The organism is Streptomyces sp. URMC 126 (assembly GCF_051386555.1).
Taxonomy (GTDB): domain Bacteria; phylum Actinomycetota; class Actinomycetes; order Streptomycetales; family Streptomycetaceae; genus Streptomyces.
This window is the reverse complement of the sequence record NZ_JBPQTX010000066.1, coordinates 1-20315: the sequence shown is the minus strand read 5'-3', so window position 1 is coordinate 20315 and position 20315 is coordinate 1. Positions and strand designations below refer to the sequence as shown.

The window sequence follows — 20315 nt, the reverse complement described above, 5'->3', positions numbered from 1 at the left end:
GTCCCCGGAGCCTTCCCGGTCACAGCTCCCGGTACATCACATGCAGCCCCACGTACCCCTCGCGCGGATGCCGGAACGCGCCCGGCACGGTACCCACCACCTCGAAGCCGAGCGAGCGGTACAGCCTCACGGCCGGCTCGTTGCACGCGACGACGGCGTTGAACTGCATCCCCCGGAAACCCGCCGCCCGCGCCCACTCCAGGGAGTACTCGCACAGGGCCCGGCCCACGCCCCGTCCGGCGTGCGCCGGGTCCACCATGTAGCTCGCACTGGCGATGTGCGAGCCGTTGCCCGGACGGTTGACCGTCATGTTGGCGGTGCCCAGGACCGTACCGGCGTCGTCCACGGCCACGACCGTGCGGTTCGGCGCCGGGAGCAGCCACAGGGCGCGGGCCGCCTCCTCGTCCATGTCGAGCGGGTAGACGAAGGTCTCGCCGGCGGTGGTGATCTCGCGGAAGAACGGCCAGATGGCCGCCCAGTCGGAGTGGTCGGCCTCTCGGATCTGCATGCGCGCGATCATTCACGAGGGGGCGGCCGGCCGCCACGGTATTACGGGGCGGCCGTACGGGGGCCGGCCCGCGTAGGCGGGTTTCGCGCCCGGTCAGGACGAGGCGCGTCGCTGCTCCAGGGAGTCGGCGAGCAGGCCCAGGACGATCCCCAGCACCACGAAGACGACGTTCGCGTAGACCGCGTAGCCGTCGGGCACGAGGTACCGGAGGAAGCCGAAGAGCCGGAACCAGCCCAGCCATTCGTGCAGCAGACCGGTGATCCCGCCGGCGATGAGGACGAAACTCAGAAAACCCAGCACACTCTTCATACGGCGAAGGTAGGAGGCACCGGACGGCCCCGGCGTCGGCCGTCGGGAGGCTGCGCGCTGACGGAAGGACGTTTCCGGCGGGCCCCCTGTCATCCGAAAGTAGCGGGGCCGCGGCCGAAGGTACCGGCCCGCCGCCGGCCCCTCCGGCCGGCGCCCGACGGCGCGTACATTCCGGGTCATGACCCGCCTCCGCCCCGCCACCCGTGACCGGCTCGCCGACCTCGGGTGCTTCCTGTTCGCGGCCGCCTTCTCGGTGGCCTCCGCCGAGAACGCGCTGGACGGCCGCCGGTTGTCCGAGACGGCCCTGCTCGCCGAGCAACTGGCGGGCGGGCTCGCGTGTGCGGCGCTGTTCCTGCGGCGGCGGTGGCCGGTCCAGGTCGCGGCGGCGCTCGTGGTGACCGGGGCCTTCTCGCACTTCGCCGCCGGCCCGATCATGGTGGCCCTGTTCACCGTCGCGGCCCACCGGCCGCCGCGCGTCACCCGCTGGGTCGCCGCGTTCACGGCCCTCCCGCTGCCCTTCTTCCTGCTCGAACGGCCGGCGCTCGACGAGCCCGGCACCTCCTCGGCGCTCACCTACTTCGCCCTCGCCGCGGGCGCCTTCGGCTGGGGCCTGTACGTCCGCTCCCGGCGGGAGCTCATCGCCGGGCTGCGGGAACGCGCCGACCGGGCGGCGGAGGAGGCCCGGCGCCAGGTGCGCGAGGACATCGCCCGGGAGATGCACGACGTGCTCGCGCACCGCCTCTCGCTGCTCAGCGTGCACGCGGGCGCGCTGGAGTTCCGGCCGGACGCGCCTCCGGAGGACGTCCGGCGGGCCTCCGGCATCATCCGGGACGCCGCGTACCAGGCCCTGGAGGACCTCCGCGAGATCATCGGCGTCCTCCGGCCGGCCGCAGGCGACCCCCAGGACCGGCCGCAGCCGACCGTCGGCGACATCCCCCGGCTCGTCGACGAGTCGCGGGCGGCCGGCATGCGCGTCCGGATCACCGGCGATCTGCCGTCCGACGACGGCGGGACCGGGGGCGCGCAGCCGTCCGCCGTCACCGGACGGACCGCCTACCGAATCGTCCAGGAGGGCCTCACCAACGTCCGCAAGCACGCGCCCGGAGCGGACGTCACCGTCACCGTCGACGGCGGCCCGGACACCGGCCTGGTGGTGGAGGTGCGCAACGCGCTGCCCGTGACGGCTTCCGCCGCCGCCTCGCCGGGCGGCCGCACGCTCGGTGCGGGTCTCCCCGGGGCGGGCGCCCCCGGCGCCGGCATTCCGGGCGCGGGCATTCCGGGCGCCGGGCAGGGCCTCACCGGCCTCGCCGAACGGGCGCGGCTGGCGGGCGGTCGGCTGGAACACGGCAGGTCGGAGGGGGAGTTCGCCCTGCGGGCGTGGCTGCCCTGGGACGGCCGCCGCGCGCCGTCGTCCCCGCCGCCTCACCCGGCGGGGGACCGTACCGGCCGATAGGGTGAGGCCGTCCGCCCGCCGCCCCACCGCCCTCCCGCCTCCGAGGAGGCCGGAGAAGCCCGAGGAACCCCGGTGACCGAGCCCGCGTCCGAAACTGAAGCCGAGCCCGCATCCGATTCCGCGCCCGTCCGCGTCCTCCTAGTCGACGACGACCCGCTCGTCCGGTCGGGGCTGCGGCTGATGCTGGGCGGCGCCTCCGGCGTGGAGATCGTGGCGGAGGCGGCGGACGGCGCCGAGGTCGAGCCGCTCGTCGACGCGCACGCCCCGGACGTCGTCCTGATGGACATCCGGATGCCGACGGTGGACGGGCTCGCGGCCACCGAAGCGCTGCGCCGCCGCCCGCACCCGCCCGAGGTGGTCATGCTGACCACGTTCAACACCGACGACCACGTCCTGCGCGCGCTGCGGGCCGGCGCCGCGGGCTTCGTCCTGAAGCACACCCCGCCGGCGCGGATCGTGGAGGCCGTCCGGAAGGTGGCCGCCGGAGAACCGGTGCTCTCCCCGGCGGTCGTGCGGCAGCTCATCACCCAGGTGGCGGACGGCGGCGGGCGCGGGGACCGGGCGGCCCTGGCCCGGCGGCGGCTCGCCCTGCTCGGCGACCGCGAGCGGGAGGTGGCCCTCGCCGTCGGCCGCGGCCGGTCCAACGCGGAGATCGCCGCGGACCTGTTCATGAGCGTGCCCACGGTCAAGACGCACGTCTCCCGGATCCTCACCAAGCTCGACCTGAACAACCGGGTGCAGATCGCGCTCCTCGTGAACGACGCCGGGGAGCCGTGACGATGACCTCGCACTCCGGTGACTCCGGCGACTTCGATGCCTCCGGCGGCTCCGGCGACTTCGGTGGCTCCGGCGGGTCCGATGGCTCCGGCGGCGGCGCCCTCGTCCTCGCCCCGCAGTACACGTCGACCCGCGAACTGCTGGCGCGGGCCGCCCGGCGCCGGGGCATGGACGTCGTGACGCTGCCCGCCCGGCCGACGGGCGACGGGACGGTGTCCGGCGGCCACTACTACGGCGGCCCCCGCTACGCGGCCCGGTTCGGCGCGGGCCTCGGAGTGGCGCTGCTGGAACCGGCCGACGACTGGCTGCCCCGGCTGCCGTTCGCCTTCCGTCGCCGGGACACGGTCCTGACCACCCTGGGCGAGGCCCGCCGGCTGGACCGGCCCGCCTTCGTGAAACCACCGTCCGACAAGAGCTTCCGGGCCGCCGTCCACACCGACGGCGGCGAGCTGCCGGCCAGGGCGGACCTGCCGGACGGGACGCCGGTGCAGGTAGCCGAAGTGGTGGCGTGGAGCGTGGAGTTCCGGCTGTTCGTCCTGGACGGCGAGGTGCGCGCCGGGAGCCAGTACGCCGTCCACGGACACCTGGAGTCCGCCCCGCTCGACGGCCACCGGCACCGAGCCGACGTCCTCTCCTTCGCCCGGCGCCTCCTCGACACCTGCGGCGACACGCTGCCCAGCGCGGTCGTCGTCGACGTCGGCCTGCTGCGCACGGAGCGGGCGGCGAGCGCCGAGTGGGCGGTGGTGGAGGCCAACATGGCCTGGTTCAGCAACTGTTACGCGGCCGACCCGGACCGGGTCCTGGACGTCGTCCTCCGCGCGGCGGGCCCCCGTGAGCGGCTGTCCTCGCGGGACCGTGCGTTCTGCCGGGGCGCGTCCGGGCGGGGCCGTCGGCGTCCCCACTGAACGCCGTCGCCGTGGCGGCGGGCGTCCGGTCCGGCCCGGAGGCGCCGGCCGGATCCCCCCGCCGCGCTCCTCTCCCCCCCGGGCCGCCGCGCGGGCCGGAGCCCGTTCAGGCGGAGAGGGTGGGGTAGTCGGTGTACCCCTTGTCGCCGCCGCCGTAGAAGGTGGCCGGGTCCGGCGTGTTGAAGGGGCCGCCGACCTCCAGCCGGCGGGGCAGGTCCGGGTTGGCCAGGAACAGCGCGCCGAAGCTGATCATGTCAGCCGTGCCGTCCTCGACCAGCGCGAGGGCCTCCGGGCCGGTGGACGCGGGGTGGGTGAAGGGGTTCAGGACGAACGCCCCGGGCCAGTCCTTGCGGAGTCGCAGGGTCAGGTCGCGGTCCGGGCCCTCCATCAGGTGCAGGTAGGCCAGGCCCAGCGGGGCCAGCCGCTCCAGGAGGGTGCCGTAGGTCTCCTCCAGGTCGTCCTCGGCGATGTCGTTGTACGGGTTGCCGGGGGAGATCCGGAGGCCGACCCGCTCGGCGCCGACGGCCTCGGTCACGGCCGTGACGACCTCGACGGCGAAGCGGACTCGGCCCTCGACGGAGCCGCCCCAGCCGTCGGTGCGCCGGTTGGCGTTCGGGGCGAGGAACTGGTGGACGAGGTAGCCGTTGGCGCCGTGCACCTCGACTCCGTCGAAGCCGGCGGCGATCGCGTTGCGGGCGGCGGAGACGAAGTCGGCGATCGTGGCGTGGATCTCCGCCTCGGTGAGCTCCTTGGGCGTCACGAAGTCCTGCGGGCCCTCGTGGGTGAAGACCTGGCCCTTGGGCGTGACGGCCGACGGGGCGACCGGGACCATGCCGTCGGGGAGCAGGCTGGGGTGGCCGACGCGGCCGGTGTGCATCAGCTGGGCGAAGATCGTGCCGCCCTCGCGGTGGACGGCGTCGGTCACCGTCCGCCAGGCCGCCACCTGCTCGTCGGAGTGCAGCCCCGGGGTGTCGGGGTAGCCCTGGCCGACGACCGACGGCTGGACGCCTTCGGTGACGATCAGCCCGGCGCCCGCCCGCTGGGCGTAGTAGGTGGCCGTCGAGGGCGTCGGGGTGGCGCCGGGTCCGAAGGCGCGGCTGCGGGTCATCGGGGCCATCGCGATGCGGTTGGCCAGTCGCTTGCCGCCCAGCTCGAAGGGGTCGAAAGCGGAAGTCATGACGGTTCCTTTCCTCGGCCCGCGCACGGGTGACGTACGGGCCTTGCGGGGCTTGTGAGCGGCCCGCTGTGGGTGGGGCTCCCGGGGCGGGAGCTCGTGGGCACCATCATGCATGCATTTACCTGTTCGAACAAGTAAGTTCCCGAGGAGAGGGTGGTGGCGTACGGAGTCGTCGACGTTTGTGCAGGTCAACGGGGTGTGGCTGGGCGGAGATGGTGGGGAAGCGGGGCTGGCGGCTCGGGTTGGGGGATAATGGTTGTCCAGACAGTGAGGGGCCTGGGGTGGCGCACACCGCAGGCGGGCCAGGAAAGGGCAGGTGCGTGGCATGAGCCGGTCGACAAGTGGGGACGCCGGGTGTCCGGCGGAAGCGGAAGGCGGCGCCGCCGGAGCGGGGGGCGGGGTCACGGTCCCCGTCCCCGCCTCGGCGCGGACCGGGCCGATCAGTCACGCGATCTTCCGCGTGGCCCGCCTGCACCGCATGATCGCCGGGCAGCTGTTGCGCGGCGTGGGCCTGCACCCGGGGCAGGAGCTGGTGATGATGCAGTTGTGGGAGCTGGGCCCGCAGCGGCAGGCCGACCTGGTCCGGCTGCTCGACTCCGACGCCGCCACCATGACCCGGACCATCCAGCGCCTCGAACACGCCGGATTCGTCCGCCGTACCCCCTGCCCCGGCGACAAGCGCGCCGTGCTCGTGGAGCCCACCGCCGCCAGCCGCGCCCTGCGGCACGAGGTGGAGCGCGTCTGGACCGCGCTGGAGGAGGGCGCCACCGGCGACCTCTCCGACGGGGAGCGGGCCGAGGTCCTGCGGGCGCTGGGGCGCCTGGAGGAGAACCTCGCCCGAACGGTGGCGGAGGCGTCCTCTTCCGGCGTCGCCTCTTCCCCGTCCTGATCCGGGGCGTCTCTCTGTAGCGTTCTTGTAGGAAGCGGGCGCGGCGGGCGGAGCTCCGGAAAAAAATCCGTTGACGCGCCCCCGCGCCCTTCCTACGGTGGACACCGCCCCTGTCGCCGTCGATCGGAGAAGGACGTTGCTCGTCTGAGGTCCTGAGTCACCGCGCCGCGCAGCCACGCCGTCCCGGCGTCCGCTGCCCGCGTTCCGTGTGCGACCTCGACGCTTCGGCCGTCCTTCCGCCGGTATGGGGAGCTTCCCTCCCCCGTATTCCGTGCATCAGGGCCGCATTCCTCGCGTCCCGTGGTCGCCTCGCGGTGCTCTCGTGCGCCGTCCGGCACGTCCGGCGTGCGCTGTCCGGCACGTCCGGCGTGGCCGGCGCCTGTCACCCACGTCCACCTCACGCGACCCCTGCGAGGCCCGTATGTCTCATTCCTCCCCTGCTTCCTCCGCCTCCGCCGCTCCCGCTTCCATCGCCTGCACGTCCCTCGACTACGTCTGGCCGGACGGCACCACCGTCTTCGACGGCCTCCAAGTCTCCTTCGGGCCAGGCCGTTCGGGACTGGTCGGCGTCAACGGATCGGGCAAGTCGACCCTGTTGAAGCTGATCGCCGGGGAACTCCGGCCCTCCGGCGGCACGGTGCGGGTGACCGGCGAGATCGGCTACCTGCCGCAGAACGTCACGCTGGACACCGCGCTCCGCGTCGAGGACGTCCTCGGCATCGCCGGCACCCGGGCCGCCCTGCACGCCATCGAGGCGGGCGACGTCCGCGAGGAGCACTTCGCCGCGGTCGGCGACGACTGGGACGTCGAGGAGCGGGCCACGGCCGCGCTGGCCGGCCTCGGGCTCGGCCACGTCGGCCTGGACCGCACCACCGGTGAACTGTCGGGCGGCGAGTCCGTCCTGCTGCGCCTCGCGGCGCTGCTGATGCGCCGGCCCGACATCCTCCTCCTCGACGAACCCACCAACAACCTCGATCTGTACGCGCGCCGCCGCCTGTACGCGGCCGTCGAGGCGTGGAACGGCGTCATGGTCGTCGTCAGCCACGACCGCGAACTGCTGGAGCGCGTCGACCAGATCGCCGACCTGCGCGGCGGCGAGGTGGCGTGGTACGGCGGCGGCTTCTCCGCGTACGAGGAGGCCCTCGCCGTCGAGCAGGAGGCCGCCGAGCGCATGGTGCGGGTGGCCGAGTCCGACCTGCGGAAGCAGAAGCGCGAGCTGAGCGACGCCCACGTCAAACTGGCCCGCCGCAAGCGGTACGGCCAGAAGATGTGGGACAACAAGCGCGAGCCGAAGGTCGTCATGGGCGAGCGCAAGCGCCAGGCCCAGGTCTCCGCCGGCAAGCACCGCATCATGCACGAGGAGAAACTGGCCGAGGCCAGGGAACGGCTCGACAAGGCGGCCGAGGCCGTGCGCGACGACGACGAGATCCGCGTCGACCTCCCGCACACGGCCGTGCCGCCGGGCCGTTCCGTGCTGACGCTGCGCGAGCTGCGGCTGCGCCACGGGGCGCGGGTGGACGGCGAGTTCGAGCTGCGCGGGCCAGAGCGGATCGCGCTCGTCGGCCGCAACGGCGCCGGCAAGACGACGCTCCTGCGGACGCTCGCCGGGGAACTGGACGCCGTCTCGGGCACGGCGGACGTCCACGTTCCGCTGCGGTTCCTGCCCCAGCGGCTCGACCTCCTCGACGACGAGCTGACCGTGGTGGGGAACGTGGCGCGGTTCGCCCCCGAGGCGACCCCCAACGAGATCAGGGCCCGCCTCGCCCGGTTCCTGTTCCGGGGCGCCCGCGCCGGGCAGCGGGCCGGCACCCTCTCCGGCGGCGAGCGCTTCCGCGCCACGCTGGCGGCGCTCATGCTCGCGGAGCCCGCCCCGCAGCTGCTCCTCCTCGACGAGCCGACGAACAACCTGGACCTGGCGAGCGTCCGGCAGCTGACGACCGCCCTGGAATCCTACGAGGGCGCGCTGATCGTGGCCTCGCACGATCTCCGGTTCCTGGAATCCGTCGGCGTGACCCGCTGGCTCCGGCTCGACGGCGGGCTGCGGGACACGACGGCGGAGGAGGTGCGTGCGGAGATGGCGGGGGAGGGGTGAGCGGGCGGGGCGGGCCCGCCCCCGGGCCGACGGGCGGCAGTCGTCAGCCGTTGACCGGTGGCGGGATGACCGGCCGCCGGGCCGGCGGCGCGCCTCCGGCCCGGCGGGCCGCCCGGACGGATTCAGGGCGCCGGGGTGAACACCAGGGACGCGTTGTGCCCGCCGAAGCCGAACGCGTTCGTGAGCCCCGCCGTCAGGGGGCCGCGCCGCGCCTCCCCGGCGACGACGTCCAGGGGTATCTCCGGGTCCTGGCGGTCGAGGTTGCGCGTGGGCGGGACGGCCTGGTCGCGGAGGGACAGGACGGTGGCGACCGCCGCCAGCGCGCCCGCCGCGCCGAAGAGGTGCCCGGTCATCGACTTGGCGGCCGTCACGGCCGGGTGGGTGCCGACGGCCTCGGCGACCGAACGGGCCTCGGTGAGGTCGCCTTGCGGCGTGGACGTCGCGTGGGCCTGTACGAGCGCGATGTCGCGCGGGGACAGCCCGGCGTCGGCCAGCGCCCGCCGCATGGCCCGTACCTGCCCGTCCGGGTGGGCGGCGGTGATGTGGTGCGCGTCGGAGGTGACGCCCGCCCCGGCGAGCGTGGCGTGGGCGCGGGCCGCCCGGGCCGCCGCGAACCCGGCGCGCTCCAGGACGACCACGGCGGCGCCCTCCCCGATGACGAACCCGTCGCGGTCGACGTCGAACGGCCTGGACGCCCGCCCGGGCTCGTCGTTGCGCGTCGAGTGCGCCCTGGCCTGGGCGAACCCGGCCATCGGCAGGGCGCAGACGCACGCCTCGGTGCCGCCGGCCACCACCACGTCGGCGCGGCCCAGCCGGATCAGGTCCAGGCCCTGGGCGATGGCCTCCGCCCCCGACGCACAGGCGCTGACGGGGGTGTGGGCGCCGCCCCGGGCGCCGAGGTCGATGCTGACCCAGGCGGCCGGGCCGTTGGCCATCAGCATCGGCACGGTGTGCGGGGAAACCCGCCGGACCCCGGAGGTCTCCAGGATGTCGTCCTGGCCGAGCAGGGTCAGGGCCCCGCCCGTGCCGGTGCCGATGACGACGGCCAGCCGCTCGGGGTCGACCTCGGGCCGGCCGGCGTCGGCCCACGCTTCCCGCGCGGCGATCAGCGCGATCTGCTCACAACGGTCCATCCGGCGGGCCTGCACCCGGTCCAGCACGCCGGCGGGCTCCACCTTCAGCCGGCCCGCGATCCGGGCCGGCAGCGCCGCCGCCCACTCCTCCTCGATCGGCCCGATCCCCGACTCGCCGGCCAGCATCGCCGACCAGGTGGACGCGATGTCACCGCCCAGTGGCGTCGTGGCTCCGAGTCCGGTGACCAGCACGGTGTCGGTGTTCCCAGTGCTCACTGGTCGTTCCCCTTTGTAGTGAAAGAACAGGCGAAGATGATCCCGCGTCGCGGAATCGCGGCCGGGTTCGGCTCACGGGCCCAGCCTGTCAAGGAGAGTGACGGGCCGTGGATGCCGTGATCGATGCATTCCGGTGGTGATCTTGTGTGGGATCCCCACAAGGCTCTCCGGTGGGCGCGGGCCCGTCGGCGTACCCCCGCCGGTTAGTGAAACAGTCGTACCATAAACTTGCGTCGCGGCGGAGGCGCGCGGGGGCGGCGACCTGCGCGACAAGACGGCCGGCCGGCTACGACCGGAGCGGTGGCCGGAAGCGGACGATCGCCGCTCCGGCCGAGCAACAGACCAGGGAGCACGGTGATACCGCGTGGCACGACCCACGGATCCTGACCGGCGCGAACGCGTCCTCGCCCGCGCCGCCGACCACGTACTGGAACACGGCCTGGCCGGCCTCAGCCTGCGTCCACTGGCGGCGGCCCTGGACACCAGCCCGCGCATGCTGCTCTACGACTTCGGCAGCAAGCGGGAGCTCGTCTCCGCGATCCTCGCGGAGGCCCGCCGCCGCGGCGCGGCGCGCGTGGCCGGGGAACTGGTCCCCGAGACGGCCTCGCCCGAGGAGCGGCTGCGGGCGCTCTGGGCCTGGATCAGCGCACCCGAGCGGGTGCCGTTCGTCCGCCTGTTCTTCGAGGTGCACGCCGACGCGGTGGCCCATCCCGAGAACTACCCGGAGCTCGCCGGCGTGGTCACGGACTGGTTCGGCACTCTGGGCGCCACCTTCCGCGATGTCACCGAGGGGCCCGGCGACACGGTCACGCCCACGGTGATCATGGCGTTCGTCCGCGGCCTCCTCCTCGACCTCGCCGTCACGGGCGACCGCGACCGCGCCGACCGCGCGGTGGACCGCTTCGCGGGGCTCCTGCGGCGGTGAGTCCTGGGGAGGCGGTCGGGATGGCCGGGCCCGAGGTGGCTGAGGCGGCTGCGGAAGGCGCCTGGAGGGCCGGACTCCGTACCGGCCCACCGGGCGGTCGCCCGGGGCGCGTGCCGATCGCTGCGAGTCCGTCGAGCTCGCCCCCGAGGAGTCGGGCGAACATTCCGTCGTCCTCGCCTTGGCGGTGTGAGGTCAGGGCCGAGCAAAAGGTCGACAGTGGGCGAGGAGCGCGGCGCCGTCCGGACGCCGGTGGGGGAGACCGGTCCTGATCTCGCGGATCCTGTGCGGGAGTTCGTCGTGTGCCCGGGTGAACTACCGGCTGTAGGCGAGCGCGTGGTCGCCGTCGGCGGGAGCCGGGGAAGGCGAGGAAGCCGGGAGACCCGGAGCGCGGCCCCTCATCGGCGCGCGATGCCGCCCTCGTCCGATCGAACGCCTTGCGGCGCGGCAAGTACGGCCGCGACGGCCGCGGTACTGGTGTGGGAGCGGCCGGAACCGCCTCCGCTCAGTCGGTTCCGGCCGCGATACGGAGTCCGAATCCGATCAGCACGAATCCGGTCACCCGGTCCAACGCGCGCCGTACCCCCGGCCGTTCGAACACCGCCCGGGCGCGCGAGACGACGTACACGTACGTGCCGAGCCAGGCCAGCGTCAGCGCGGCGTGCAGCAGCACCAGCAGGCTCATGCCCGCCGTCGCGGAGAGGCCGTCGGGGGCGAGGGTGGGCAGTACGCCGGTGTAGAAGACGGCGATCTTCGGGTTGAGCAGGTTCGAGACGAGACCGCTTCCGAACGCGCCGCGGGAGCCCGGGGGCGTCGCCTCCGCCGAGGGACCGGGCGCCCCGCGCCGGCTCTGCCACAGCGCCTGCGCACCGAGGAAGGCCAGGTAGCCGGCGCCGAGCAGCTTGACGGCGAGGTAGGCCTCCGCCGACGCGGCGAGCACCGCCGCCAGCCCCACCACGGTGAACACGCCCCACGCCAGCAGACCGACGGTGATGCCGGCGGCGGTACGCAGGCCCTCCGCCCGTCCGGAGGCGACGGCCCGCTTGGTGACGACGGCCATGTCCGGGCCCGGCACGACGGTCAGGAGGGCGAGCACGCCCAGGGCCGTCGCCGTCTGTGTCCACATCGTCCGTCAACCTCTCGTCCACCGTGTGCTCCGCCGCCCCTGTCCTGCTCCCTCCCCGGGCGGACGCGGCGGAACAGCCGCTCCGGCGATCCTACGTGCGGCGGACGGCCGCTTCTCCGTGCCGGCCGCGGTGCCGGACCCGGCCCGGGTTCGCGGTCGGTCCCGGGCCCGGAACCACCGTGCTCGCCCTGGCGACGACGGACGGCAAAGTACGTCGCATCGCAGTACTTGTCGCCGTCGGGACGATGCCGATGAGGACGCGGGCCGCTACCAGCGCCCGCCCGAGTCGCCGGAGCGGACGCTGTCCGAGCGGCCCTTCGCGGACGTGGCGTTGAGGGCGGCTCGCAGGCCGCGAGCGGCCTTCCCGGTCGCGACGTGCAGGGGCGTGTAAGGAAGCGGACGGTCGAGGGTGAGGAGGGCCGCGTCGCGGACGAGGCCGTGGGGGTACCCGGGTGCACCCACCGCCTCGGTGACCCGCGCGCACCCGTCCTGCCGCCGCGAGCCGGGCGGTGCGTCCGGCGGCGACGGTGCGCGCCGGCGGGCGGGCGGCGCGTGTCCGGACCGTCCGTCGCCTCGACCTCACCGCTTGACCTTGACGCAACGGCAACTTCTACGGTCACGACCCATGAAGATCATCGTGCACGACACCGCCACCGCCATGCTCGACCTCCTCCGCCGCCCGCCGACGGAGCGCCCCGACGCCCTGCGGGACCTCTACGCCCCGCTGGCGGCCCCGATGTCCGTCGTCGGCGGCTTCGACCCCGTCCGGGCCCACCGCATGGGCAGCGGCTTCCCGCTCGGCCACGACGACCCCCGGCTGCCGGCCGCCCTGCACCGGATGCGGGACGCGGGGGTGTGGGACCGGGTACAGGACTCGCTCGCCGCCGCGTGGGAGCGGCTCGACGCCGCCGTGCCCGGCGTCGGGCACGCGGAGACCGTCCACGTCGTCATCGTCCTCGGAGACCCCGACGACCACCACCTCACCGTCCGCAGCTCCGGCTACTTCGGCCTCGGCGGTTTCCCGGGCGCCATCCAGCTGGTCATGTGGCCGACCGACGCCGCCCTGCGCGGCATCGGCCACGCCGCCGCGCACGAACTGCACCACAACGTGCGCTACGCCAACGTGGTCTGGGACCCGGCGACCGTGACGGTCGGCGAACACGTCGTCGCGGAGGGGCTGGCCGAGGCGTTCGTCCGCGAACTGGCCGGAGAGCAGGGGCTGTGCCCCTGGACCCGGGAACTGACCGGCGACCGCCTGGACGCCGCCTACGAGCGGATCACCGCGGACATCGACGTGGCCGGTATGGGGAACGCGTTGTCCTACGTCCTCGGCGACGCCACCGCCCGGCTGATGGGCCAGGAGCCCGTGGGGCTGCCCGACTTCGCCGGTTACGCCGTCGGCCTGCGCATCGTCGAGGCGCACCGGGCGGCCACCGGTCTGACCGCCGCCGAGAGCGTGGCGCTGCCGGCCGGCGAGATCCTGCGCGGGGCGGGGGTGAGGACGGGGGCGTAGCCGCCCGGCAGCCGTGCCCTCGCCCGGCCAGGGGGAACGCGACCGTGCTCGGCGGGGTGGCCGCGACCGTCGCCGCCTGGTGGCGGCCGGTCCCCGGATCAGCCGCGTTCCCACCCCTGTGGCTCCCGCTCCACCGGAAGCCACAGCTCCGCGGCCCCGTCCGCCGCACCTCTCCCGACCGCCCCGCCCGCCGCACCTCTCCCGACCGCCTCGCCCGCCTCCCTCTCCGCTTCCGCCGACGGTCGGACACACAGGATCTCCGGTCCGGGCCGGCTGCGGTACGGGGTGGAGGGGAACCACTCCGTGAACACGTCCCGCCAGAGGTTCTGGACGGCCGACGGCATCGGCCCCTCGGCGGTGAACACCGCCCACGTGCCGGCCGGTACGCCGAGGACGGCCGTGCCCTCGGGGAGGTCCGCCGTCCGTGCGGCGCCGGAGGACATGAGAACGCCGTGGTAGTAGTCCAGTTCGGTGCCTTCCGCGCGGCTGGGGTCCACGTCGTCGCAGACGGAGACGGTTCCCCGGGGTTCCCGGTCCGAGAGTTCCCCGAGGTGCGCGAGGGCCGCCCGGTCGATGCCGCGGACGAAGCCGACGATGGACGGGTTGGGTCCGGCGTGCACCAGGGGCACCCGGGCCCTGAAGCCGACGACGGCGAAGTCCGGCCGGTCCACGACGCGGTAGCGCATGCCGGCGCTCCCCTCGACGGTGAGGCGGAAGGACAGCCGGGGCTGTGAGACAAGCGCGGCACCGGTGCGCCGCGCCTCGCCGGGTCCGACGCCGTGCACGGCACGGAACGCCCGGGCGAACGCCTCGCCGGAGCCGTAGCCGTAGCGCACCGCGATGTCCAGCAGCGATTCCCGCCCGGCGAGCACCTCGGCCCCCGCCACGGTGAGCCGCCGGCGCCGCACGTACTCCGACAGCGGCATGCCCGCCAGCGCCGAGAACATCCGGCGCAGGTGGTACTCCGAGGTGGCCGCGATCCGTGCGAGCACGGCCGCGTCCACCTCCCCGTCGAGATGCTCCTCGACGTACCCGAGGGCCTGGTTCAGCCGCTGCAACATCCCGATCCCCTGCTCGCCGACGACCACCACACTAGGCTCGGTGCGCCCCGCCGGACCCGACATTCCCCGCCCCGTCCGGTCGGGTGCGCGGCGCTCCGCTCGCGGGCCGCCGCAGGTCCTTTTCGAGCAGGGTGAACGACTTGGCCGGCGCACCGCCCGGCTGCGGCTTGCCCGCCTTGTGGCCGACGACTCGGTAACCGGCGTCCAGGTAGTACGCGGTGAGGCGCGCGTTGCCGGCCAGGCAGTCCAGCCGGACCAGATGCCGGCCCCTCTCGGCGACCCGCCGCTCGGCGGCCCGCAGCAGCATCCGTCCCGTCCCGGGGCCGCCGGCCTCCCGGTCCACCATCAGCCGGTGGACGTACCCGGCCTCCGGTTCCCGCGGCCCCCAGGCGTCCTCGTCCTCCCACCACAGCTCCCAGGCGCCGACCACCCGCCCGCCGGCCTCCGCGAGCCAGACCTCGCCGGACCGGACGATCCGCCGGAAGTGGTCCACGTCCAGCTCGCCCGGCTGCCATTGGCCGGTGACGCCCCGGCCGATCATCCAGCGGGCGGCCTCGTCCCGGAGCCGGACCAGGGCCGCGAGGTCCGCGTCGCCACCCGTGGAGCGACGGAAGTACGTCTCGTTCACGGCGGTGATCTTCGCATGGGGCTGGAACGGCCGGAAGCCGGGTCGCGCCGGGCCCGTACGGGCGGGGCGCCCGTTCCGGCCCCGCCACTCCGGGAGCCTATGCTCGGCCACGTTCCGAAATGATCATTCGAGGGGGAGGGCCCATGCGCCACACCGGACGGGGGACGCGCGCACGCGCCGGGATGGTGGTGATGGCGGCGGTGCTGCTGGGGGTGGCCGGGTGCGGTGACGGCGGGACGGAGTCCCGCGACACCGGGAACGCGACCGGGGGCCCGGGGAGGGCGTCCCGCGCCCCCGGAAAGGCGGCCGACGATCCCGGAAGGGCGCTCGACGCCGCCGCGTTGGGCCGGGCCCTGCCGACCCCGCGGAACCTGCCGCCCGGCTGGCGCGTGGGTGTGACGCCGCCCAAGACGGAGGACCTTCCGCCCGGCCGACGGTGCCCGAAGGGCACGGTCCGAGGCGACTGCTCTCCGCACGGTTCCTACGCGGTCGCGCGGTACAAGGCGCCCGGCGATTCCGGCACCGTGTACTGGGAGCTGTTCGCGTACCCGGACCGCGAGACGGTCGAGACCGCGTTCGCGCACAGGAAGGTCAAGCCCGAGAAGGCCACGGACGTCGCCATGCCGCGCGTCGGCGACGACAGCACGGCTTACCGGAGGCCGGCGGAGCGCTTCGCCCCTCCGAGCCTCGACGTTCAGCTGCGGGTCGGCAACGCCGTCGCCCACGTGATGTACGTCGACCCGGACAAGAACCCCGACAGCGCACGGACCCTGCTCGCACTGTCGCGAGCCCAGGCCGACCGCCTGCTCAAGGCCCAACGGAACCCGGCACCGGAGACCGCCGCCGACTGACCCCGCAAGCCGGCACCTCACCACGTACGCGCCGCCCGGCCGGAAGCCGCCCGGGCGCGCACGCGCGGGACCAGCCCGCGCACCCTATGCCGGCGCGTGGCGTTCTTCCGGCCGCGTACGAGGAAGGCAGAGAGCGGCGGTCGCCGACGCGAAGGTGAGGACCGCGCAGCCCAGGAGGGCCGGGTTGACGTACTCCGGCACGGTCGTCGAGTAACTCGCGCCCTTGTCCACATGGCATTCGAAACGCAGGGGAAGGTAACTGACGCTGTGACCGGTGACGTTCTCGACCTGCCACTGCTCGCCCGTCCGGCATGGCGGGGAGGGGCTGGAGCCTGTTCCCCCGTCCTCGGACTCGACGACCGCCCCCACGATGTAGGTGAGGCCCCAGGCGTATACGCCGAGGAGAGCCGCGCCGAGGAGGAACGCACAGCCCTTGGCTCTGGCGGACGGGCTTTTCCGCTCGCCGCGGAGGATGACGACCCCGCGGGCGAGAAGCGGGACCAGCGTGATCGGGCATGCCAGGATGCCCGGTATCGCGAGCATGAGAGTCCTCGTCGTTTCCGCTCATTCCGGTCCGGTCGGCGCGGGGGCCGTAGTCCCTGAGGTTCTGAACCACGGAGGGGAGCGAGCGGGGGAGTGCTCGTCCCCTCCGCCCGTCCCCTCCGCGCCGCTCCGGGGCCTCGGCCGGTCAGCGGCCGTCAGCGGCCGGTCAGAACCGGTCAGCGGCCCGGTCGAAGCCGGTCAGCAGTTCAGTGGGCCGGCGGCCCGGTCAGCGTGCCTGCCGGGCCCGGGCCAGGACGGCCTCCACCTTCCTCATGATCGCCTGGTTGTGGGCCTTCTCCGCGTCGAGCCGCTTGCGCTGCTCGCCGATCAGCTTGTTCTGCATATCGGTCTCGACCGCGAACCACTGTCGCGGCAGCCCCACGGCGTCGGCGCACTGGGCCTCCGCCACGGCCTGTTCCCGCGACTGCCGGACACCGGGCCGCTCCGCGGGGACGCCCTTTCTCTCGGTACACGCGTCGCGCTTGGCCTTCAGGGCGATGACCGTCGGTTCCTGCCGGGAGGCCGTGAACGTCTTCCCGGCGATGCCCTCGGCGGTCTCCGCGCGCAGGTCACCGCCGAGTCGGTTGACGGCCTGCGTCCGGCACCCGCCCTCGGGGATGCGCTTTCCCCGCAACTCCCCGGTGAACGGTTTGCCGTCCTTTCCCGTCTGCGTCAGCAGCAGTATCTGCTCCTTCGACAGCTGAAGCGGTCGGTCCGAACCCATGAACCGTTCGGGGCCGCCGCGCTTGGCCGTCTCGACGTCGACGTTGCCGTAACGCCGCTCGATGTTCGCGTCGTTGGCGCTGGTCTTCGGCAGCGCCGAGTCCACCGGGTTCCGCTCCGGCCGGTAAGCCACGCCGAAATCCGCCATGCACTGGATAATCAACAACTCTTCGGCCTGCCGGGCCTTCGCGGCGTCGACCGAGTCGATCAGATACGTCTCGATAGGCAGTTCTTTCCCTTTCAAAGGACCGGACCGCGGCGACTGCGGCGCGGCATCTCGGACGCCGCGCGACGCGAAGTCCCTCACCTGTGACCGAGCGGCGTGCTGTACATCGCTGATCCGTGTCCTCTCCCGGTCGGGCGCGGTCTGCGCGGAATCACCGCCCGATGCGGACGCCGCGGCGAATGCCCCCGTTCCGGCGAGAACGACCGCGGCGCTCGCTCCTACGGCCAGGTGCGTACGTGAGAACTTCACGCGCCGACCTCTCCGGCCGGAACCGTCATCGCTCTCCGGACCGGAGAGGAGGTGGTCTGCGCCGGCCGTTCTGCCTTTCCTTTCGGTGCTGCCTTTCCCTTTGCTGCTGCTCACGGTTCTCCTCAAGCAATGTCACTTCACTCGTGACGTGGGTGTCGCCTCGGACCGGCGGCGGCGGATTCCCCCGCTTCACCGCCGAGCTTCACTGCCGAGCGACTTCGACGACCTGCTGTTCTCCCCTCTCCGTACGACGACCCTCACCGTGGCCGTCCTTACGCACATCACCGCCGGTTCGCCGCCCCGAAGGCGCGGTTCGCGCTACTGCCCTCCATGTGCTCGCGGTCGGCGGCCCGTTCAGTAAAGCCTTGGCCCGCCGAAGGAGCCAGCCCGGTCGGGGAAGGATCGAGCGGACCGGATGCCGAGGCACCCGCACGTCCCGATCGACCGCCTGCCGGGGCCTCTGCGTGAGCAACTGCGCCCCGGCAGAAGGCAGATGACCAGAGCCGGTGTACTGCGAGCCGGTACCATCCTGCCGTCAAGCCGCCGGCCCGCGGCCGGCCTCCGGCTGGGCGCAGTGTCGTGGCGGAGGTGTACCAGCAGGTCATGGCCGAGGGCTACCTCCGCACGACTGGCCGATCCGGCACCCGTGTCGCGGACTGGGACGTCCCACGGTTCGGACCGCCTGCGCCCCCGACCGGCCCTGACATGCGGACTGTTGTCGGCGGAAGGCCATCGCGGCAAGGGGGTGGAAGAACCCGGGCGCCCAGGGATGCGGCAGTTCATCGCGAGCGTCGGCCTCCGGGGCATGTCGGTGTCCGTCGACGACGGGCGGGGCATCGTTGCCGAGGCGCTCGCGCGCAGCGGCATGAGGGCTGTGCTCGTCACGCCCGCCCACCAGTTCCCCACCAGCATGGTCCTGGCCGACGAGCGCGGGAGCGCCCTCGTCTCGTGGGCGCAGGCGACCGACGGGATGGGGGTGGAGGACGACTTCGACATCGAGTTCCGGTTCGACATCGGCGCGCCTTTCTCTCGCTCCAGGGAGCGGCGCCCGAGCACGTCATCCACGGGGGGCCGCCGGCGAGCTGCCGGCTCCCTCTCTCCCTCCCTCCCTCCCTCCGTCTCGGCCGACTGACGGGTCCCCTCGGCCTCGGCGCACCGATCGGCCGGATCAGGGCCCGGCTGGACCTCATCCGCAGTGGATGGCTGGACCGGCACCTGCGGCGCATGCGCACACGCCACCAAGAGCTCCGGCAGGCGCCGACCGAGGCCCTGGCGCAGCACCTTTCCGACGCGACGGTCCAGGGAGCGGACGCCGGCCGGTACAGCCTCGTCTCACTGCCCCGGCACCTTTACGAGCAGGCCGCGACGTCGGCGGCCCGGCAGGCGGGCGTCCTGGTGCGCGGCCTCGGCGACTTCGCCGTCCGACTGCCGGCCCACTTCGGCCCGTCCTACCCCACAGCCTCACCGCCGCGACAGAGATTCCGGAAAACCGGGCGGCGGGTGCCTGATGAGAGATGGCCCGAGTGCCGACAAAGAAGCACCGATCGTGATCCTCCCCAAGGTCCGTGACCACCGCTTCGTGACCATCCGCCGCGGTGGGACCCTCACCGACGAGCGTCACCATCTCCTCGCCCTGTGGGCTGCCTCGTGTGCCGAGCACGTTCTTCAGCTCTTCGAGGCCGCTCGGCCGGAGGACCCACGGCCGCGTCAAGCGATCGAGCACGCCCGCGCCTGGGCGCGTGGCGAGGCGAAGATGATGCGAGCCCGCGCGGCGGGAGGTCACGCGATGGGCGCGGCCCGGGACCTGCGTGGCGCGGCACGGTACGCCGCGTACGCCGCCGGCCAGGCTGCGGTCGTCGCACACGTCGCCGCGCACGAACTGGGCGCCGCCGCCTACGCGATCAAGGCCGTACGCGCCGCCGCGCCGCGAGGCGAGGGCGAGGCGACCGGCCGGGTCGAGTGCCGGTGGCAGCGCGACCGGCTCCCGGAGGCGATCCGCGAGCTCGTACTCGACGATCAGCGAGCGCGGAACGACATCTGCTGGTCGGTGTTCGACTGCTGAGCGCGACGGGCCCGTGGCCTCCGGCCCGGCGGCTGCCCGGCGCGCGGCGGAGGAGCAACCGGAGGTGCTCGGTGTACGGCTGTACGACGGGATCGGTGATCGCTTACACCGCGAGACGGAGTACCGATCCGTGGATCGCGGCGTGGACCCGGGACGCGCTCGGCGTCGCGCGGACGGTGCTGAACGCCGGGGCGTGCACCGGCTCATACGAACCCGCCGACCGGCGAGGTGGCCGGGCGGACCACCGCCGGTTCCGGCCGCTTGTCCCTCGTCGGGCTCGTGACGCCTCGGACGCGACCTCGTTTAAGCGATTATGAGAAATGCGCTGCGCAACGCTGGTTTGCTGCTCTCCACCCTCGCCCTGGTCGCTGTCCCCCACGCAGCGTCCGGCGCGGACACCCGGCCCACGCCTCCTAAAGGCTGCGCCTCGACGCAGGGGTACTCCTCTTCCGGGAATGAGCGGGCGAAGCTGACCGTCTGCTTCACGCAGGAGTGGTACAAGCCCGTCTACGGCGACAAGAGGCTCGAACCGACTGACGTCATCACCGCCAACTGCTCGAACCACAACCTGTGGTGGAGGAGTACGGGATGCAGCGTGACGGCGAAGCTCACCCTGAAGAAGAACGGCGTCCACGTCTGGACGGAGAACCGCGCTTGGGGCAGCGATCCCGTTCACGGTAGGGCCGACGGCCGCTACGTGGACCACTACGCCTGCCGCGGTCACGGCGAGTACAGCCTGACGCTCCATGACGCCACCGCGTCGGTGAACACCACCGGCGGGGTCCGCAGGGCGCACGTCACGCTCAAGCCGGTCACGGTCAAGGCGACGGGCTGCTGACGGCTGCCCCGGCCGACGGCCGAGAGGGTCCGTGCGGACTGCCTCCCCACGGACCCTCGTCGCGTCCCAGGCCCACCGCGCCACTACCCTGCCGCCCCGCCCCTGTGACGGCCC

General features: G+C 73.7%; 21 protein-coding genes and 1 pseudogene. 12 read left to right on the top strand and 10 right to left on the bottom strand.

What is annotated here, in order from left to right:
* Positions 1–19: 19 nt before the first annotated feature.
* Together ACSNOK_RS11110 and ACSNOK_RS11105 are read right to left on the bottom strand one after the other, a co-directional pair.
* Positions 20–508 (bottom strand): N-acetyltransferase family protein, encoded by a 489-nt coding sequence (locus tag ACSNOK_RS11110; protein WP_436780452.1) that lies wholly within the window; start codon positions 506–508, stop codon positions 20–22.
* A gap of 93 nt (positions 509–601) precedes the next feature.
* Positions 602–817, bottom strand: coding sequence for a hypothetical protein (locus ACSNOK_RS11105; protein WP_436780451.1), 216 nt, complete (start codon positions 815–817; stop codon positions 602–604).
* Between the two features lie 178 nt (positions 818–995).
* On the opposite strand from ACSNOK_RS11105, the gene ACSNOK_RS11100 reads away from it, so the two are divergent.
* From ACSNOK_RS11100 to ACSNOK_RS11090, 3 genes are all read left to right on the top strand, one after another.
* Positions 996–2270, top strand: a complete 1275-nt coding sequence (locus ACSNOK_RS11100) for a sensor histidine kinase (protein WP_436780450.1) — start codon at positions 996–998, stop codon at positions 2268–2270.
* Between the two features lie 72 nt (positions 2271–2342).
* Positions 2343–3047 carry a response regulator transcription factor gene (locus ACSNOK_RS11095; protein WP_436780449.1) on the top strand — a complete coding sequence of 235 codons (705 nt, stop codon included), beginning with the start codon at positions 2343–2345 and terminating at the stop codon, positions 3045–3047.
* Between the two features lie 2 nt (positions 3048–3049).
* The gene (locus ACSNOK_RS11090; protein ID WP_436780448.1) at positions 3050–3952 is read left to right on the top strand and encodes an ATP-grasp domain-containing protein; all 903 of its coding nucleotides are present in this window, start codon (positions 3050–3052) and stop codon (positions 3950–3952) included.
* 106 nt (positions 3953–4058) lie between these two features.
* Here the strand turns inward: ACSNOK_RS11090 and ACSNOK_RS11085 are convergent, their stop codons facing one another.
* Complete coding sequence (locus ACSNOK_RS11085; RefSeq protein ID WP_436780447.1) at positions 4059–5129, bottom strand: alkene reductase; 1071 nt, start codon at positions 5127–5129, stop codon at positions 4059–4061.
* A gap of 325 nt (positions 5130–5454) precedes the next feature.
* Between ACSNOK_RS11085 and ACSNOK_RS11080 the strand changes: the two genes are divergently transcribed.
* Together ACSNOK_RS11080 and ACSNOK_RS11075 are read left to right on the top strand one after the other, a co-directional pair.
* The gene (locus tag ACSNOK_RS11080; protein ID WP_436780446.1) at positions 5455–6018 is read left to right on the top strand and encodes a MarR family winged helix-turn-helix transcriptional regulator; all 564 of its coding nucleotides are present in this window, start codon (positions 5455–5457) and stop codon (positions 6016–6018) included.
* A 421-nt stretch (positions 6019–6439) separates the two neighbouring features.
* Positions 6440–8110 carry an ABC-F family ATP-binding cassette domain-containing protein gene (locus ACSNOK_RS11075; protein WP_436780445.1) on the top strand — a complete coding sequence of 557 codons (1671 nt, stop codon included), beginning with the start codon at positions 6440–6442 and terminating at the stop codon, positions 8108–8110.
* 122 nt (positions 8111–8232) lie between these two features.
* Here the strand turns inward: ACSNOK_RS11075 and ACSNOK_RS11070 are convergent, their stop codons facing one another.
* Complete coding sequence (locus ACSNOK_RS11070; protein WP_436780444.1) at positions 8233–9459, bottom strand: beta-ketoacyl-[acyl-carrier-protein] synthase family protein; 1227 nt, start codon at positions 9457–9459, stop codon at positions 8233–8235.
* A 364-nt stretch (positions 9460–9823) separates the two neighbouring features.
* Between ACSNOK_RS11070 and ACSNOK_RS11065 the strand changes: the two genes are divergently transcribed.
* Complete coding sequence (locus ACSNOK_RS11065) at positions 9824–10384, top strand: TetR/AcrR family transcriptional regulator (RefSeq protein ID WP_436780443.1); 561 nt, start codon at positions 9824–9826, stop codon at positions 10382–10384.
* 502 nt (positions 10385–10886) lie between these two features.
* Here ACSNOK_RS11065 and ACSNOK_RS11060 read toward each other — a convergent pair.
* Together ACSNOK_RS11060 and ACSNOK_RS11055 are read right to left on the bottom strand one after the other, a co-directional pair.
* The gene (locus ACSNOK_RS11060) at positions 10887–11507 is read right to left on the bottom strand and encodes a LysE family translocator (protein ID WP_436780442.1); all 621 of its coding nucleotides are present in this window, start codon (positions 11505–11507) and stop codon (positions 10887–10889) included.
* A 267-nt stretch (positions 11508–11774) separates the two neighbouring features.
* On the bottom strand, positions 11775–11969 hold the full coding sequence (locus tag ACSNOK_RS11055) for a hypothetical protein (protein ID WP_436780441.1): 195 nt from the start codon (positions 11967–11969) through the stop codon (positions 11775–11777).
* Between the two features lie 163 nt (positions 11970–12132).
* Here ACSNOK_RS11055 and ACSNOK_RS11050 point away from each other — a divergent pair, with 163 nt between their 5' ends.
* Entirely contained in the window at positions 12133–13020 is an 888-nt protein-coding gene (locus tag ACSNOK_RS11050) for a DUF2268 domain-containing protein (RefSeq protein ID WP_436780440.1), read from the top strand.
* Between the two features lie 98 nt (positions 13021–13118).
* Here the strand turns inward: ACSNOK_RS11050 and ACSNOK_RS11045 are convergent, their stop codons facing one another.
* Entirely contained in the window at positions 13119–14081 is a 963-nt protein-coding gene (locus tag ACSNOK_RS11045) for an AraC family transcriptional regulator (protein ID WP_436780439.1), read from the bottom strand.
* Positions 14082–14112: 31 nt separating this feature from the next.
* Positions 14113–14709, bottom strand: a complete 597-nt coding sequence (locus ACSNOK_RS11040; protein ID WP_436780438.1) for a GNAT family N-acetyltransferase — start codon at positions 14707–14709, stop codon at positions 14113–14115.
* Between the two features lie 143 nt (positions 14710–14852).
* Here ACSNOK_RS11040 and ACSNOK_RS11035 point away from each other — a divergent pair, with 143 nt between their 5' ends.
* Positions 14853–15560 (top strand): hypothetical protein, encoded by a 708-nt coding sequence (locus ACSNOK_RS11035; RefSeq protein ID WP_436780437.1) that lies wholly within the window; start codon positions 14853–14855, stop codon positions 15558–15560.
* An 84-nt stretch (positions 15561–15644) separates the two neighbouring features.
* Here ACSNOK_RS11035 and ACSNOK_RS11030 read toward each other — a convergent pair whose 3' ends face one another.
* On the bottom strand, positions 15645–16103 hold the full coding sequence (locus tag ACSNOK_RS11030; RefSeq protein ID WP_436780436.1) for a hypothetical protein: 459 nt from the start codon (positions 16101–16103) through the stop codon (positions 15645–15647).
* A gap of 226 nt (positions 16104–16329) precedes the next feature.
* Positions 16330–17070, bottom strand: a complete 741-nt coding sequence (locus tag ACSNOK_RS11025) for a hypothetical protein (RefSeq protein WP_436780435.1) — start codon at positions 17068–17070, stop codon at positions 16330–16332.
* 1000 nt (positions 17071–18070) lie between these two features.
* On the opposite strand from ACSNOK_RS11025, the gene ACSNOK_RS11020 reads away from it, so the two are divergent.
* From ACSNOK_RS11020 to ACSNOK_RS11005, 4 genes and pseudogenes are all read left to right on the top strand, one after another.
* A complete protein-coding gene (locus ACSNOK_RS11020; protein WP_436780434.1) occupies positions 18071–18433 on the top strand; it encodes a hypothetical protein in 363 nt (120 codons plus the stop codon).
* Positions 18434–18847: 414 nt separating this feature from the next.
* Positions 18848–19363 (top strand): putative immunity protein, encoded by a 516-nt coding sequence (locus ACSNOK_RS11015; protein ID WP_436780433.1) that lies wholly within the window; start codon positions 18848–18850, stop codon positions 19361–19363.
* A gap of 49 nt (positions 19364–19412) precedes the next feature.
* Positions 19413–19587: pseudogene (locus ACSNOK_RS11010) on the top strand (MerR family transcriptional regulator); the annotation flags it as partial.
* A gap of 89 nt (positions 19588–19676) precedes the next feature.
* Complete coding sequence (locus tag ACSNOK_RS11005; RefSeq protein ID WP_436780432.1) at positions 19677–20201, top strand: hypothetical protein; 525 nt, start codon at positions 19677–19679, stop codon at positions 20199–20201.
* Positions 20202–20315: the final 114 nt, after the last annotated feature.

Coding starts and splice junctions, on each gene's coding strand:
- ACSNOK_RS11110 (WP_436780452.1), bottom strand. CDS start 508: ATGCAGATCCGAGAGGCCGACCACTCCGACTGGGCGGCCATCTGGCCG.
- ACSNOK_RS11105 (WP_436780451.1), bottom strand. CDS start 817: ATGAAGAGTGTGCTGGGTTTTCTGAGTTTCGTCCTCATCGCCGGCGGG.
- ACSNOK_RS11100 (WP_436780450.1), top strand. CDS start 996: ATGACCCGCCTCCGCCCCGCCACCCGTGACCGGCTCGCCGACCTCGGG.
- ACSNOK_RS11090 (WP_436780448.1), top strand. CDS start 3,050: ATGACCTCGCACTCCGGTGACTCCGGCGACTTCGATGCCTCCGGCGGC.
- ACSNOK_RS11085 (WP_436780447.1), bottom strand. CDS start 5,129: ATGACTTCCGCTTTCGACCCCTTCGAGCTGGGCGGCAAGCGACTGGCC.
- ACSNOK_RS11080 (WP_436780446.1), top strand. CDS start 5,455: ATGAGCCGGTCGACAAGTGGGGACGCCGGGTGTCCGGCGGAAGCGGAA.
- ACSNOK_RS11075 (WP_436780445.1), top strand. CDS start 6,440: ATGTCTCATTCCTCCCCTGCTTCCTCCGCCTCCGCCGCTCCCGCTTCC.
- ACSNOK_RS11060 (WP_436780442.1), bottom strand. CDS start 11,507: ATGTGGACACAGACGGCGACGGCCCTGGGCGTGCTCGCCCTCCTGACC.
- ACSNOK_RS11050 (WP_436780440.1), top strand. CDS start 12,133: ATGAAGATCATCGTGCACGACACCGCCACCGCCATGCTCGACCTCCTC.
- ACSNOK_RS11045 (WP_436780439.1), bottom strand. CDS start 14,081: ATGTTGCAGCGGCTGAACCAGGCCCTCGGGTACGTCGAGGAGCATCTC.
- ACSNOK_RS11035 (WP_436780437.1), top strand. CDS start 14,853: ATGCGCCACACCGGACGGGGGACGCGCGCACGCGCCGGGATGGTGGTG.
- ACSNOK_RS11030 (WP_436780436.1), bottom strand. CDS start 16,103: ATGCTCGCGATACCGGGCATCCTGGCATGCCCGATCACGCTGGTCCCG.
- ACSNOK_RS11020 (WP_436780434.1), top strand. CDS start 18,071: ATGCGGCAGTTCATCGCGAGCGTCGGCCTCCGGGGCATGTCGGTGTCC.
- ACSNOK_RS11005 (WP_436780432.1), top strand. CDS start 19,677: ATGAGAAATGCGCTGCGCAACGCTGGTTTGCTGCTCTCCACCCTCGCC.